The following is a 14,691-nucleotide window of genomic DNA, read 5'->3' on the forward strand; positions in this document are numbered from 1 at the left end:
TCTTGTGACAGGCATATATTGACATAAAGATATCTTTATGTGATTTCATCACCCTGGTCTTGAACGACGCAAGGAGTCCGCCCGTGTTCGACAATCTTTTCGGTCCCGATGGGGCAAAACGCGACGGCAGTGAAGTGTTCGCAGCGCTTAGGAAAGCCGCTAGCGAGCGCATCCTCGTTCTCGACGGCGCCATGGGCACGCAGATCCAGGGGCTCGGCTATGACGAGGACCAGTTCCGCGGTGACCGGTTCATCGGCTGCGCCTGCCATCAGAAGGGCAATAACGACCTTCTGATCCTCAGCCAGCCCGCCGCGCTGGAAGAGATTCATTATAAGTATGCCAAGGCCGGCGCCGATATTCTCGAAACCAACACCTTCTCCTCGACCCGCATCGCGCAGGCCGATTACGAGATGGAAGGCGAGGTTTACGCGCTGAACAAGGAAGGCGCCGAGATCGTGCGTCGCGCGGCACTTCGCGCCGAGCGTGAAGACGGCCGCCGCCGTTTCGTCGCCGGCGCCATAGGCCCGACCAACCGTACGGCTTCGATCTCGCCCGACGTCAACAATCCCGGCTACCGCGCCGTTTCCTTCGACGACCTGCGCATCGCTTACGGCGAGCAAATCGACGGCCTGATCGATGGCGGCGCCGATATCATCCTGATCGAGACAATCTTCGATACGCTGAACGCCAAGGCGGCGATCTTTGCCTGCGAGGAGCGCTTCGAGGCCAAGGGCATTCGCCTGCCGGTGATGATCTCCGGTACGATCACCGACCTCTCGGGCCGCACGCTGTCCGGCCAGACGCCGTCGGCCTTTTGGAACTCGGTGCGCCACGCCAATCCGTTCACCATCGGCCTCAACTGCGCGCTCGGCGCCAACGCCATGCGCCCGCATCTGCAGGAGCTTTCGGGCGTCGCCGATACCTTCATCTGCGCCTATCCGAATGCCGGCCTGCCGAACGAATTCGGCCAGTATGACGAAACGCCTGAACTGATGGCGGCGCAGATCGAGGGCTTCGCCCGCGAAGGTCTCGTCAACATCGTCGGCGGCTGCTGCGGCTCGACGCCGGAGCATATCCGCGTCATCGCCGAGACGGTTGCCAAGTACAAGCCGCGCCCGATCCCTGAACATCGTCCGTTCATGTCGCTGTCGGGCCTCGAGCCTTTCGAGCTGACCAAGGACATTCCGTTCGTCAATGTTGGCGAGCGCACCAACGTCACCGGTTCGGCCAAGTTCCGCAAGCTGATCACCAATGCCGACTACACGACGGCGCTGGATGTTGCGCGCGACCAGGTTGAGAACGGCGCGCAGGTCATCGACATCAACATGGACGAGGGCCTGATCGATTCCGAAAAGGCGATGGTCGAGTTCCTGAACCTGATCGCCGCGGAGCCGGATATCGCCCGCGTGCCCGTCATGATCGATAGCTCGAAGTTCCAGATCATCGAGTCGGGCCTGAAATGCGTTCAGGGCAAGCCGATCGTCAATTCCATCTCGCTGAAGGAAGGCGAGGAGAATTTCCTGGCGCAGGCGAAGCTCTTGCATCGCTATGGTGCGGCCGTCGTCGTCATGGCGTTCGACGAAACCGGTCAGGCCGACAGCTACGACCGCAAGGTGGAAATCTGCCGCCGCGCCTACAAGCTTTTGACCGAAGAGGCCGGCCTTTCGCCTGAGGACATCATTTTCGATCCGAACATCTTCGCGGTCGCAACCGGTATCGAAGAGCACAACAATTACGGCGTCGATTTCATCGAGGCGACGCGCACGATCCGCAAGGAAATGCCGCTCGTCCATATCTCGGGCGGTGTGTCGAACCTGTCCTTCTCGTTCCGCGGCAATGAGCCGGTGCGCGAGGCGATGCATGCCGTGTTCCTCTACCACGCCATCCAGGCGGGGATGGACATGGGCATCGTCAATGCCGGCCAGCTGGCCGTCTACGACCAGATCGATGCGGAGCTGCGCGAAGCCTGTGAAGACGTCGTGCTGAACCGCCGCGCAGACAGCACCGAGCGGCTGCTGGAGGTCGCGGAACGGTTCCGCGGCGCCGGTGGCAAGGAAGCCAAGGTTCAGGATCTTTCCTGGCGGGAATGGCCTGTCGAGAAGCGCCTCGAGCACGCGCTGGTCAACGGCAATACCGAATATATCGAGGCTGATACCGAAGAAGCGCGCCAGAAGGCGGCGCGTCCGCTGCATGTCATCGAGGGTCCGCTGATGGCCGGGATGAATGTCGTCGGCGATCTCTTCGGCTCGGGCAAGATGTTCCTGCCGCAGGTGGTGAAGTCCGCCCGCGTCATGAAGCAGGCCGTTGCCGTTCTGCTTCCCTACATGGAGGAAGAGAAGCGGCTGAACGGCGGCAGCGAGCAGAAATCTGCCGGCAAGATCCTGATGGCGACCGTCAAGGGCGACGTGCACGATATCGGCAAGAACATCGTCGGCGTCGTTCTCGCCTGCAACAATTACGAGATCATCGATCTCGGCGTCATGGTGCCGGCGACCAAGATCCTCGAGACGGCTGTTGCCGAGAAGGTCGATGTCATCGGTCTTTCCGGCCTGATCACGCCGTCGCTCGACGAGATGGTGCATGTGGCGGCCGAGATGGAGCGTCAGGGCTTCGATATCCCGCTGCTGATCGGTGGGGCGACGACCAGCCGCGTGCATACGGCGGTGAAGATCCATCCGGGTTACAGCAAGGGCCAGGCGATCTACGTGACCGACGCCAGCCGCGCCGTCGGCGTGGTCTCGTCGCTGCTGTCGCCCGAGAACAAGGATGGGTATGTCGCCGATATCCGCACCGAATATGCCAAGGTCGCTGCCGCGCATGCGCGCAGCGAAGCGGAGAAGGTGCGCCTGCCGCTCTCGCGTGCCCGCGAAAATGCCCATCAGGTCGATTGGTCTGCCTACAAGCCGACCAGGCCAAGCTTTCTGGGAACCAAGGTTTTCGAGGACTACGATCTCGCCGATATCGCCCGCTATATCGACTGGACGCCGTTCTTCCAGACCTGGGAACTGCGCGGCCGCTATCCGGCCATCCTCGAAGACGAGAAGCAGGGCGAGGCGGCGCGTGCGCTCTGGAATGATGCGCAGGCGATGTTGAAGAAGATCATCGACGAGAAGTGGTTCCGCCCGCGCGGCGTGATCGGCTTCTGGCCGGCGAACGCCGTCGGCGACGATATTCGCCTCTTCAAGGATAATGCCCGCAAGGAAGAACTCGCGACCTTCTTCACGCTGCGCCAGCAGTTGTCGAAGCGCGACGGACGCCCGAATGTGGCTCTCTCGGATTTCGTCGCGCCTGAGGCGACGGGCCTCGAGGACTATGTCGGCGGCTTCGTCGTCACTGCCGGTATTGAGGAAGTGGCGATCGCCGAGCGCTTCGAGCGGGCGAACGACGATTACTCGTCGATCCTCGTCAAGGCGCTGGCCGACCGCTTCGCAGAGGCTTTTGCCGAGCGCATGCACGAGCAGGTGCGCCGCGAATATTGGGGCTATGCCAAGGATGAGACGCTCTCCAATGAAGAGCTGATCACCGAGCAATATGCCGGTATCCGCCCGGCGCCCGGCTACCCGGCGCAGCCCGACCATACCGAGAAGAAGACGCTGTTCGAACTTCTCGACGCGGAAAACACCGCCGGCGTGAAGCTCACCGAGAGCTATGCGATGTGGCCCGGCTCCTCCGTCTCCGGCCTCTATATCGGCCATCCCGACTCCTACTATTTCGGCGTCGCCAAGGTGGAGCGGGACCAGGTGGAAGACTATGCTGCGCGCAAGGGCATGGAGATCACCGAGGTCGAGCGCTGGCTCGGACCGGTGCTCAACTATGTGCCGGCCAAAGTGAGCGACGAGATCGAGGACGCGGCCTGATTTCGGGCTGTGGTCTTCAGAGATTGAATCAAGAAGGGCGGAAAGTGATTCACTTTCCGCCCTTATCTTTTTGAAATTATGGTAATTTCTCTCTACGTCGTGAGCTCCACCAAGATCGCCGTCGTGTCGTCGCTCTGCTTGAAGCGGGGATAGCGCAGGCCGTCGGGATCGACTTCGCGTTCCAGGCGGCGAAGTTCGTCGATCATCGGGCGCAGTCCTCTGTCGAGCGCCGTTCGGACCAGGCTTGCCGCATCGTAAAGCGCATAGAGGACGACGAGGTCGGCCAGGCCGTCGCTGCATATGATGGCGTGCGCGCGGGTTTTGACCGGTAGCGGCTCATGGACGAGGTGGTCGGCTGCCTCGGGAACGAGGCCGAGCGTCCAGATGCCGCCGGGCGTGTTCTGGCTCTCGCGATGGCGGCGAAGTGCGGCGAGCGTCTCGGGGTCGGCGAGGGCGCCGCCACCATTGTTGATGCCGCCGGTGCGGGCGATGTGGCTGCGCGCATGTTCCTGCTCCCGCGCATAGGCGCCGGGTATCGCCTTGTGGAGGCTTGCCGAACCGTCTTCCTGAAGCAGGAAGACGCAGGAGTCGCCAAGGCCATAGAAGGTGAAGGCGTCGTGCGTCGCGTGCACCATCGCGAAGGCTGAGAGTGGCCAGGCGTAGCGCGGAACCTCGGGGTGGCTGCCGGTGAAGCTCCTGAGGGCGTCTTCCGATGCCACACGGGCGATATCCGGGATTGCTGTATCGCGGGTAATGCCGCGCTGAAAAGCGTCCGCGAAACGCGCCGCAATCCAGGCGGCATCGCTACCGTTCGGATCGACATATTGCCGATCTCCGAGACCGGTCGCGCCGTCGATAACGAAGGCGCAGGCGTCGTTGTGACCGAGACGGTCCTCATTTGCCTTTGCGGGATTGCCCGGATCGGAAACGGCGTCGAGGACGGAAATTCTGGGTGCTGTCGTCATGATCTCAAGGAATAGCCTCAGGCGAGCGGCTCTTCAATGCGAGCGGCGCTATTTGCGGGATTTGAGACTGCGTGATCTTATCTGCCTGCCGCCATAGAAAATGCCAAGGATCACGACCGTTCCTCCGGCGACTGAAAATGCGATGCTGACGCGGCGTTTGTAGCCGACAACGCGAAGGCCCTTGCGGATATGGTCTTGCCGGGTGCCGCGTTCAGGAAATGTCGTCAGCTCGATGCAGAAGTCGCGGATGCCGGAAATGAAATTCCAGGCGATGGCAGCGCCCGCCTGATCGGCGATATAGTCGTAGAGCTCGCCGAGCTCTCGCTCGGCTTCCCGATGAAGGACGACCTTGTATTCGGCCACCTACTTCTCTTTCGCCAATTTGGCCTTGTGTCTTTGCTCGATGTTGCTGAAGGCGGTGTCGAGCGATACGCCGGTCTCAAGGTTGCCTTTGATCTCGTCGAAGCGGGCTGTCACCTCATCACGAAGCCACTGTTCCCGTCCATCTTCGTAATCTTCCAGAAGGCGCAGGCCTGCGCGAACGACCTCGCTGGCGTTGTTGTAGCGGCCGGATTCAAGCTGCTTCTTGATGAAGCGCTCGTAGTGTTCGCTGAGTGCGATGCTTGTCATTGCTCTCTCCATCGCCTGGTCGGCGACAGATAATAGCAATAGATAACATTGAATAACAGTCTAGCTCGCGCCGATCGTCAGTTCCGCGACGAAATCGTAGGCGTCGCCGCGATAGAGCGAGCGGGTGAATTCCACGGCGCGGCCGGACGAGAGGTATGAAATGCGCTCGATCGACAGGCCGGCAGCGCCGACGGGGACGCCGAGGAGGTGGGCGTCGGCCTCCTTCATGTTGGTGGCCGATATGCGCTGGACGGCGCGGGTCGGGCGGACCTGGCGGCGTTCGAGTTCGGCATAGAGCGAGGTGGTGACGACGGACGGGTCGGGCAGGAATTCGCCCGAGACGCTGGCGTTTTCGATCGCCAATGGTTGGTCGTCGGCGATGCGCAGGCGCGACAGGCGCGAGACCTTGATGTCGGTGCCGAGGCCGAGGATCATCATTTCGTCGGGCGAGGGCGTGTGGATGCCCTTGTGCAGCCATTCGGAACGCGAGGTCATCCCGCGCCGGGCCATATCCTCGGTGAAAGACGTGAGCTGCGACAGGCGCTGTTCGACCTTGGAGACCGGCTTGGCGACGAAGGTGCCGGAACCATGGCGGCGCACCAGCAGGCCGTCGGCGACGAGATCGTCGATCGCCTTGCGGACGGTGACGCGGCTGACGGCGGCCAATTCGGCGATATCGCGCTCCGGGGGCAGGGCGTCGCCGTGGCCGAGCGTGCCCTTGCGCACCGCTTCCTCCAGCGTGCGGCGGAGCTTGACGTAGAGCGGGCCGGTGCCGCCTGCCTGGACGCGTTCGGGCGAGAGGATCGTGGAGAGATCTTCGGTCATGCCGCACCTCGCGTCTCGACCTTCAGGCGCTTGACGGCCAGTTCGACGGCGCCCTGCAGCACGTCACCCTTCGGTTCGGCGAGCAATGCCCGGTGGCGTTCGGCGAGCCAAGGGCGATAGGCGTTGGCGAGGCCGCCGAGCAGGCAGATCGCCGGGCATCCGGGCCAGATCAGCGCGTCGAGATTTTCGCCGATCGCAGCCGCCGCATCGCGGACGATGGCGACGGCCACGTCGTCGCCGTTACCCGCATGTTCGAATACAGCGGGCGCATAGCGCGCAAAATCGTTTGGCTTCGAGACATGGGCGAATTCGACGAGCCTTTCGGGATCGTTTCCGAACTCCGCCATGATCTTCGCCGTCAGGGCAGAGTCCGGGCGTACCTTGTCATAGGCGAGGAGGGAGCGTTCCAGCAGATCGCGGCCGAGGCGCGCGCCGCTTGCCTGATCGCCGACGATGAAGCCCCAGCCGCCAATGCCGCTGACCTTGCCGTTGCGGCGCGCATTATAGACGGAGCCGGTGCCGAAGGCGCCGATGACGCCGTCGGAATCGCCGAGTGCACCCTGCAGCGCGATCAAGGCGTCGGTGACGACCTTGCCGTCGGCGAAGGGAAGGGCTTTCTCGATACGGCTGCCGTAGTCGCCGACATTGGCGCCTGCGACGCCGACGACGGCGGAGACGCTGGAAACGGTTTCAGGCGCCAGTGCGGCGTCGCGCAGCGCTTCTTTCGCGGAGAGAATGATGTTCTCGAGCGATCCCTCGAGATTGGACAGGATATTGGCGGGGCCGGCGGTGCCGCGGCCCAGAATCTTGCCGGTCCGGTCTGCGACCGCGGCGCGGCAGCTCGATCCGCCACCATCAATGCCGATTGCCAGTTCCGTCATCGGACCCCCGGATAACGCTGTTCCCGTCGTTTTTTATTACCATACCAAAAAAATACCATTTACCAAGCAAAATTGGCCCGGAAATTTCATATTTCTATCATGTTGATTTTAAATAATAAAATTTTTTTATGAAAATTCGGACCGCCAAAAGTTAAATACGGCTGGACAATTGGTATTTTTTTGGACTTAATTCTGAAAAAGGGAACAGCATATAGGGGCAAATTTACACCGGCACGAAAATCAGCCGCCGGGAGTGCTTCTGCCAAAGAGGACTTGGATTGGTCTTTATGCCTGACAGGCGCTGCAGGCCAGGTTCGGCTCCGGCTTTTCCCTCATGAATACTGTGCCTCGTCTCCCGCAGGAGAGGAGGCGTCCGGCCGGAAACAGATGGCTTTCCGGGTCCGTCGAGCTTCGGGACCGCCGGTTTCTGGCGATCCTCAAAGGGGCGTTCGGTGTTGCGGTTCTCGCGCACCAATTGCTTGTTTCAGACCAAAGACGGCGCCCTCGTGGCGCTTAAACAGGAGAGGGAAATGAAGAACACTGCTCTGAAAAGCCTGCTGCTCGCTTCGAGCCTGCTGACATCCGCCGGCTTTGCCTATGGCGCCGACGTGACGCTGACGGTCGAAAGCTGGCGTAACGACGACCTGCAGATCTGGCAGGAAAAGATCATCCCGGCATTCGAAGCCAAGAACCCGGGCATCAAGATCGTCTTCTCGCCGACCGCTCCGACCGAGTACAACGCTTCGCTGAACGCCAAGCTCGATGCCGGTTCTGCTGGCGACATCATCACCTGCCGTCCGTTCGACGCCTCGCTCGAGCTCTTCAACAAGAAGCAGCTTGCTGACCTGACCAGCCTCTCCGGCATGGAAAACTTCACGCCGGTTGCCAAGGCTGCCTGGTCGACCGACGACGGCAAGTCCACCTTCTGCGTGCCGATGGCCTCGGTCATCCACGGCTTCATCTACAACAAGGATGCCTTCGACAAGCTCGGCATCTCCGTTCCGAAGACGGAAGACGAGTTCTTCGCTGCCCTCGACAAGATCAAGGCCGACGGCACCTACATTCCGCTCGCCATGGGCACGAAGGACCTCTGGGAAGCCGCAACCATGGGCTACCAGAACATCGGTCCGAACTACTGGAAGGGTGAAGACGGCCGCGCCGCTCTGATCTCCGGCAAGCAGAAGCTGACGGATGCCGACTGGGTCAAGCCTTACGAAGAGCTTGCCAAGTGGAAGCCTTACCTCGGCGACGGCTTCGAAGCCCAGACCTACTCGGACAGCCAGAACCTCTTCACGCTCGGCCGCGCAGCGATCTACCCGGCCGGTTCGTGGGAAATCGCGCTGTTCAACAGCCAGGCTCAGTTCAAGATGGGCGCATTCCCGCCGCCGGTTCCGAAGGCTGGCGACCAGGGCTACATCTCCGACCATCCGGATATCGGTGTCGGCCTGAACGCCAAGAGCGCGCATGCCGAAGAAGCCAAGAAGTTCCTGTCGTGGGTCGCTTCCAGCGAATTCGCCGACATCTACGCGAACTCGCTGCCGGGCTTCTTCAGCCTGAACTCCAACCCGGTCAAGATGAGCGATCCGCTGGCTCAGGAATTCGTTTCCTGGCGCGGCCCGTACAAGTCGACCGTCCGCTCGACCTACCAGATCCTGTCGCGCGGCACCCCGAACCTCGAAAACGAGACCTGGGTTGAATCGGCCAACGTCATCAACGGCACCGACACGCCTGCCGTTGCCGGCGAGAAGCTCCAGAAGGGCCTCGACAGCTGGTACAAGCCGGGCAAGTAACGCGAAAACCCCTCCCCAACCCCTCCCCACAAGGGGGAGGGGCTATTGCCGCAGCCAGTCTGCGGCAAATGGCAGGGAGGGAAGCATGCCGCGAGTTGTCTTCCCCTTGTGGGGAAGATGGCCGGCAGGCCAGAAGGGGTCTTTCGTCATGCCCACGGCATGACGTTATAGAGGGCACCTGACCGTCCCCGAGATTCATCTGCGCTGCGCTTCGACGTCAGCCAATAGCAATAAGGCGAGGGCCAATGAGCGAAGCCGCAAACCCAGACATCACTCCGATCAAGCGCCCCGTGCGCTGGCATATCGGCGTCTTTCTCTTTCCGGCATTCGTCGTCTATTCGGCGATCATGATCCTGCCGCTGATCGAAACGCTCAGGCTTTCGTTCTACAATCTGGTCGATGGCCAATCGACCTTCGTCGGGCTCGCCAACTACGAGGTGCTGTTTGGAGACGCGCGCTGGGCGCACGACTTCTGGAACGCCCTGGTCAACAACCTGATTTTCTTCGTCATTCACATGTGCGTGCAGAACCCGATCGGCATTGCGCTGGCGGCTCTCCTGTCGACGCCGCGGCTGCGTTTCGTCGCTTTCTACCGCACCGCCATGTTCCTGCCGACGCTGCTGTCCTTCGTCATCGTCGGCTTCATCTGGAAGCTGATCCTGTCGCCGATCTGGGGTGTTGCGCCCTGGCTGATGGGCCTTGTCGGCATGAAGGGGCTGTTTGCACCCTGGCTCGGACAATCCGGTCCGGCGCTGATCGCCGTCTCGCTGATTTCCAACTGGCAGTATATCGGCATCCCGATGATGCTGATTTATGCAGCGCTGCTTTCGATCCCGGAAGAAGTGATCGAGGCTGCCGAATGCGACGGCATTACCGGCTGGGCGCAGTTCTGGAAGATCAAGCTGCCGCTGATCCTGCCGGCGATCGGCATCATCTCGATCCTCACCTTCGTCGGCAATTTCAACGCCTTCGACCTTGTCTACACCGTGCAGGGCGCGCTTGCCGGTCCGGATATGTCCACCGATATCCTGGGCACGCTGCTCTACCGCACCTTCTTCGGTTTCCAGCTGCAGCTCGGCGACCGGTCGATGGGCGCGACGATCGCCACCGTGATGTTCGTCATCATCCTTGCCGGCGTTTCCTTCTATCTCTTCGCCATCCAGCGCCGCATGCGCCGGTACCAGTTCTGAGGAGCGCGACATGTCCAACAAAGCCCGCACTTCTCCCATCCGCACCGGCCTCGTGCATCTGGCGCTCATCGGCTACACGCTGATCGCGATCTTCCCGGTGTTCCTGACGATCATCAACTCGTTCAAGGACCGCAACGCGATCTTCCGCTCGCCGCTGCAGGTGCCGACGCCGTCGACCTTCAGCCTTGTCGGCTACCAGACGGTGCTGGGGCAGGGCGACTTCGCGCTCTATTTCCAGAACAGCTTCATCGTCACCATCGTGTCGATCTTCCTGGTGCTGCTGTTCGGCGCCATGGCGGCCTTCGCGCTCTCCGAATACCGCTTCAAGGGCAATACGCTCGTCGGTCTCTACATGGCGATCGGCATCATGATCCCGATCCGTCTCGGCACGGTGGCGATCCTGCAGGGCATGGTGGCTGCCGGTCTCGTCAATACGCTGACGGCGCTGATCCTCGTCTATACGGCGCAGGGGATACCGCTGGCGATCTTCATTCTCTCGGAATTCATGCGCACGGTCTCCGATGACCTGAAGAATGCCGGGCGCATTGATGGCCTCTCCGAATATGCGATCTTCTTCCGCCTCGTGCTGCCGCTGGTGCGGCCGGCCATGGCGACGGTCGCCGTCTTCACCATGATCCCGATCTGGAACGATCTCTGGTTCCCGCTGATCCTGGCGCCGGCCGAAGCGACGAAGACCGTGACGCTCGGCAGCCAGATCTTCATCGGTCAGTTCGTGACCAACTGGAACGCGGTTCTGGCGGCGCTGTCGCTGGCGATCCTGCCGATCCTCGTTCTCTACGTCATTTTCTCGCGGCAGCTGATCCGCGGCATCACCTCTGGAGCAGTGAAATGAGCAGTTCTCAGAAGCCCGTCCGCGTCCTCGTCGCCGGTCTCGGCAATATGGGCCGTAGCCACGCGCTCGCCTATCACAATAATCCGGGCTACGAGATCGTCGGTCTCGTCAACCGCTCGACGCCGAAGCTCGATCCGGCGCTCGCAAGCTACAAGATCCATCCGGATTTCTATGCCGCGCTTGCCGAACTGAAGCCCGATCTCTGCGCCGTCTGCACCTATTCGGACAGCCATGCCGATTATGCCGTTGCCGCCTTCGAGGCTGGCTGCGACGTCTTCGTCGAGAAGCCGCTGGCAACGACCGTTGCCGATGCCGAGCGTGTCGTGGCGGCTGCGAAGAAGGCCGGGCGCAAGCTCGTTATCGGCTACATCCTTCGCCATCACCCCTCGTGGATCAAGCTGATCGAGGAAGCGCGCAAGCTCGGCGGCCCCTATGTGTTCCGCATGAACCTCAATCAGCAGTCCAGCGGCCCGACCTGGGAAACGCACAAGTCGCTGATGCAGACGACGCCGCCGATCGTCGATTGCGGCGTCCACTATGTCGACGTCATGTGCCAGATCACCGATGCGAAGCCGGTGGAAGTGCGCGGCATGGGCCTGCGTCTCTCCAACGAGATCGCGCCTGACATGTACAATTACGGCCACCTGCAGGTGATCTTCGAAGACGGCTCCTGCGGCTGGTACGAGGCCGGCTGGGGCCCGATGATCTCGGAGACGGCCTTCTTCGTGAAGGACGTGATGTCGCCGAACGGGGCGGTGTCGATCGTCATGGATCCGAACGCCAAGTCCGACGATATCGACACCCATACCAAGACCTCGGTCATCCGCCTGCATAGCGCCGAGACCGGCCCCGATGGCAAGTTCATCAAGCCGGACCAGGACATGACGATGGCGGGCGAGCCCGGCCATCAGGAGCTTTGCGACCGCGAGCAGGCCTTCATGCTGAAGGCCATCCGCGAGGATATGGACCTCACCCGCCACATGGGCGACGCCGTGGCGTCGCTGCGCATCTGCCTGGCCGCCGACGAGAGCGCGCGCACTGGCAAGCCCGTCAAGCTGTAAGGAATTCGACTTTGGGATCGCTTCAACTCAAATCCATCCGCAAGACCTACGGCACTCATGAGGTGCTGAAGGGCATCGACCTTGAGGTCAATGACGGCGAATTCGTCATCTTCGTCGGCCCGTCGGGCTGCGGCAAGTCCACCCTGCTGCGCAGCATCGCCGGTCTCGAAGATGTGACCTCGGGCACCGTGATGATCAACGGCCGCGACGAGACACTGACGCCGCCCGCCAAGCGCGGCATCGCCATGGTCTTCCAGTCCTACGCGCTCTATCCGCACCTGACGGTCAAGGACAATATGGGCCTCGGCCTGAAGCAGGCCGGTACGCCGAAGGACGAGATCGAGAAGCGCGTCACCGGCGCTTCGAACATGCTGTCGCTCGCGCCTTATCTCGCCCGCCGTCCGGCCGAGCTTTCGGGCGGCCAGCGCCAGCGCGTCGCGATCGGCCGCGCCATCGTTCGCGAGCCGGAGCTCTTCCTGTTCGACGAGCCGCTGTCGAACCTCGATGCTGCCTTGCGCGTCCAGACCCGTCTGGAGATCGCCAAGCTGCACCGCCAGCTGAAGGCGACGATGATCTACGTCACCCACGACCAGGTCGAGGCGATGACGCTTGCCGACAAGATCGTCGTGCTGAACGCCGGGGCGATCGAGCAGGTCGGTTCGCCGATGGAGCTCTATAACCGCCCAGCCAATACCTTCGTCGCCGGCTTCATCGGCTCGCCGATGATGAATTTCATCGCCGCCGACAAGCTCGGCGACGGGCAGGCGAAGACCGTCGGTATCCGCCCGGAACACCTGACCCTGTCGCGCGACAGCGGCACCTGGAAGGCAAAGATCGTCCATGTCGAGCATCTCGGCGCCGACACCATCGTCTATCTGGAATCCGACCAGTGCGGCCTGCTGACGGCGCGCCTCTTCGGCGAGCATCAGTATGAGCCGGATGAGGTGGTGTTCGCGACGCCTGACAAGGCGCATATGCACCGGTTCGACGGGAATGACCGGGCGATTAGGTAGGGATCGAGTGTAGGAGCCAGTGGCCCCCTCATCCGGCCCTTCGGGCCACCTTCTCCCCAGGGGAGAAGGGATGACTGCGGCACCCGCTGGCGCTGACTTACCCTCTCCCCCACGGGGAGAGGGTAGGGCGAGGGGACTCCGGGCCGAAGCATTCATAATTGAGGGCGGCGTTGCCTCGGCAACGCCGCCCTTTCTCGTATCAAGCCTTCTGCGCCAGCCGGTCCGTCAGCTCCTCGATCCCGACTTCCGCCTCGACGCTGTCGCCCTTCGCCATCAGGTAGAGACCAAGTATGAATGCCAGCGCTGCGATGAACAGCAGATAGTAGGCGTGCGCCATCGGGTTGACCGGCAGAAGCGAGGCGACGGCGAGCGGGGTGAGGCCGCCGAAGATGGCGTAGGAGACGTTGTAGGAGAAGGACAGGCCCGTGAAGCGGACGCGGGCCGGGAAGGCGCGGACCATGACATAGGGCACGCCGCCGACCATGCCGACGGCAAGTCCCATGATTGCGTAGAGCACGAAGAGCACCGTCAGCGAGACGGCGGCATAGGTGTAGAAGGCGAAGGTCGCGGCGGCGAAGAAGATGCTGGAGAAGACGAAGAATTTGCCCGAGCCGGTGCGGTCGATGATGGCGCGGCAGCGGCCGTGCCGAAGATCAGGAACAGCGTGCCGAAGCTGGTGGCGGCGAGCGACTGCTGGGCGGTGTAGCCGTAGAGCTTCTGCAGGAAGGTCGCGGTCATCAGCGTGGTGACGACGATGCCGGCCGACAGGATCCAGGTGAGCAGCATCGAGATGATGACGCCGCGCGGGTAATCGCGCAGCACCGCCTTCAGCGGCAGTTCATGGGTCAGCGACCGGCTTTCCTTCATCTCGGCGAAGATCGGCGTTTCCTGCAGCCAGCGGCGCAGATAGACGGCGACGAGGCCGAAGATGCCGCCGAGGAAGAAGGGGATGCGCCAGGCATAGGCGGCGACATCCTCGGGCGTAAAGACCGAATTGATGATCGTCGCGATGAACGAGCCGAGCAGGATGCCGAGCGTCAGGCCGGAGCAGAGGAAGCCGCAGGCGAAACCGACGCGGCGGAAGGGGACGTGTTCGGCAACGAATGTCCAGGCGCCCGGCACCTCGCCGCCGATCGCCGCACCCTGCAGGATGCGCATCAGGATCAGTAGAACCGGCGCGGCAATGCCGATCGAGGCATAGGTCGGCATCGCGGCCATGCCGAGCGTCGAAAGCGCCATCAGCAGGATCGAGAAGGCAAAGACCCGCTTGCGGCCGAACTTGTCGCCGAAATGGGCAAGCACGATCCCGCCGATCGGGCGCACCAGATAGCCGGCGGCGAAGATGCCGAAGGTCTGGATCAGCTTCAGCCAGTCGGGCATGTCGGGCGGGAAAAACAGGCCGCCGATGACGGTCGCGAAGAAGACGAAGATGATGAAATCGTAGAATTCCAGCGCGCCGCCCAGGGCCGAAAGACCGAGAGTGCGGAAATCCTGGGAGGTGAGGCGGCGCGGGGCCGCCGGCGATGCCGTGGTGGGGGACATGATGCTGCGCTTCTTTATGGACCGGTAATATGTCGGTCCTTGCGCCATCGGGGCGGGTATTTCAAGGGCAGTGGCGGTGTTTGT

General features: G+C 62.1%; 11 protein-coding genes and 1 pseudogene. 6 read left to right on the top strand and 6 right to left on the bottom strand.

Annotated features, from left to right (window positions below; translation table 11 throughout):
- Positions 1–83 precede the first annotated feature (83 nt).
- Positions 84–3,857, top strand: coding sequence for a methionine synthase (gene metH / locus F2982_RS16820; RefSeq protein WP_203428509.1), 3,774 nt, complete (start codon positions 84–86; stop codon positions 3,855–3,857).
- 92 nt (positions 3,858–3,949) lie between these two features.
- Here the strand turns inward: metH and F2982_RS16825 are convergent, their stop codons facing one another.
- The 5 genes from F2982_RS16825 to F2982_RS16845 are packed head-to-tail and all read right to left on the bottom strand — an operon-like array spanning position 3,950 to position 7,158.
- The gene (locus tag F2982_RS16825) at positions 3,950–4,822 is read right to left on the bottom strand and encodes a hypothetical protein (protein ID WP_203428510.1); all 873 of its coding nucleotides are present in this window, start codon (positions 4,820–4,822) and stop codon (positions 3,950–3,952) included.
- 48 nt (positions 4,823–4,870) lie between these two features.
- The gene (locus F2982_RS16830) at positions 4,871–5,185 is read right to left on the bottom strand and encodes a type II toxin-antitoxin system RelE/ParE family toxin (RefSeq protein ID WP_203428511.1); all 315 of its coding nucleotides are present in this window, start codon (positions 5,183–5,185) and stop codon (positions 4,871–4,873) included.
- Positions 5,186–5,452: a type II toxin-antitoxin system ParD family antitoxin gene (locus F2982_RS16835; protein WP_203428512.1), complete on the bottom strand. Its 267-nt coding sequence runs from the start codon at positions 5,450–5,452 to the stop codon at positions 5,186–5,188.
- A gap of 60 nt (positions 5,453–5,512) precedes the next feature.
- A complete protein-coding gene (locus F2982_RS16840; RefSeq protein WP_203428513.1) occupies positions 5,513–6,277 on the bottom strand; it encodes a GntR family transcriptional regulator in 765 nt (254 codons plus the stop codon).
- On the bottom strand, positions 6,274–7,158 hold the full coding sequence (locus F2982_RS16845) for a BadF/BadG/BcrA/BcrD ATPase family protein (protein ID WP_203428514.1): 885 nt from the start codon (positions 7,156–7,158) through the stop codon (positions 6,274–6,276). The genes F2982_RS16840 and F2982_RS16845 overlap by 4 nt, the downstream gene beginning before the upstream one ends.
- 530 nt (positions 7,159–7,688) lie before the next feature.
- On the opposite strand from F2982_RS16845, the gene F2982_RS16850 reads away from it, so the two are divergent.
- The 5 genes from F2982_RS16850 to F2982_RS16870 all read left to right on the top strand — a co-directional run bounded on the left by F2982_RS16850 (position 7,689) and on the right by F2982_RS16870 (position 13,065).
- On the top strand, positions 7,689–8,948 hold the full coding sequence (locus tag F2982_RS16850) for an ABC transporter substrate-binding protein (protein ID WP_203428515.1): 1,260 nt from the start codon (positions 7,689–7,691) through the stop codon (positions 8,946–8,948).
- 245 nt (positions 8,949–9,193) lie between these two features.
- The gene (locus F2982_RS16855) at positions 9,194–10,138 is read left to right on the top strand and encodes a sugar ABC transporter permease (protein ID WP_203428516.1); all 945 of its coding nucleotides are present in this window, start codon (positions 9,194–9,196) and stop codon (positions 10,136–10,138) included.
- A 10-nt stretch (positions 10,139–10,148) separates the two neighbouring features.
- Positions 10,149–10,991, top strand: a complete 843-nt coding sequence (locus F2982_RS16860) for a carbohydrate ABC transporter permease (protein ID WP_112715564.1) — start codon at positions 10,149–10,151, stop codon at positions 10,989–10,991.
- A complete protein-coding gene (locus F2982_RS16865) occupies positions 10,988–12,052 on the top strand; it encodes a Gfo/Idh/MocA family oxidoreductase (RefSeq protein WP_203428517.1) in 1,065 nt (354 codons plus the stop codon). The genes F2982_RS16860 and F2982_RS16865 overlap by 4 nt, the downstream gene beginning before the upstream one ends.
- Before the next feature lie 11 nt (positions 12,053–12,063).
- Entirely contained in the window at positions 12,064–13,065 is a 1,002-nt protein-coding gene (locus F2982_RS16870; RefSeq protein ID WP_199629207.1) for an ATP-binding cassette domain-containing protein, read from the top strand.
- Positions 13,066–13,264: 199 nt separating this feature from the next.
- On the opposite strand, the pseudogene F2982_RS16875 reads toward F2982_RS16870, so the two are convergent.
- Positions 13,265–14,607 (bottom strand): annotated as a pseudogene (locus F2982_RS16875) (MFS transporter).
- Positions 14,608–14,691: the final 84 nt, after the last annotated feature.

It is taken from the genome of Rhizobium sp. BG4 (assembly GCF_016864575.1).
Taxonomy (GTDB): Bacteria; Pseudomonadota; Alphaproteobacteria; order Rhizobiales; family Rhizobiaceae; genus Rhizobium.

Bases quoted from the DNA above. Each gene is read 5' to 3' on its own strand.
- F2982_RS16825 (WP_203428510.1), bottom strand. From the start codon at position 4,822: ATGACGACAGCACCCAGAATTTCCGTCCTCGACGCCGTTTCCGATCCG.
- F2982_RS16865 (WP_203428517.1), top strand. From the start codon at position 10,988: ATGAGCAGTTCTCAGAAGCCCGTCCGCGTCCTCGTCGCCGGTCTCGGC.
- F2982_RS16850 (WP_203428515.1), top strand. From the start codon at position 7,689: ATGAAGAACACTGCTCTGAAAAGCCTGCTGCTCGCTTCGAGCCTGCTG.
- F2982_RS16840 (WP_203428513.1), bottom strand. From the start codon at position 6,277: ATGACCGAAGATCTCTCCACGATCCTCTCGCCCGAACGCGTCCAGGCA.
- F2982_RS16855 (WP_203428516.1), top strand. From the start codon at position 9,194: ATGAGCGAAGCCGCAAACCCAGACATCACTCCGATCAAGCGCCCCGTG.
- F2982_RS16845 (WP_203428514.1), bottom strand. From the start codon at position 7,158: ATGACGGAACTGGCAATCGGCATTGATGGTGGCGGATCGAGCTGCCGC.
- F2982_RS16835 (WP_203428512.1), bottom strand. From the start codon at position 5,452: ATGACAAGCATCGCACTCAGCGAACACTACGAGCGCTTCATCAAGAAG.
- F2982_RS16860 (WP_112715564.1), top strand. From the start codon at position 10,149: ATGTCCAACAAAGCCCGCACTTCTCCCATCCGCACCGGCCTCGTGCAT.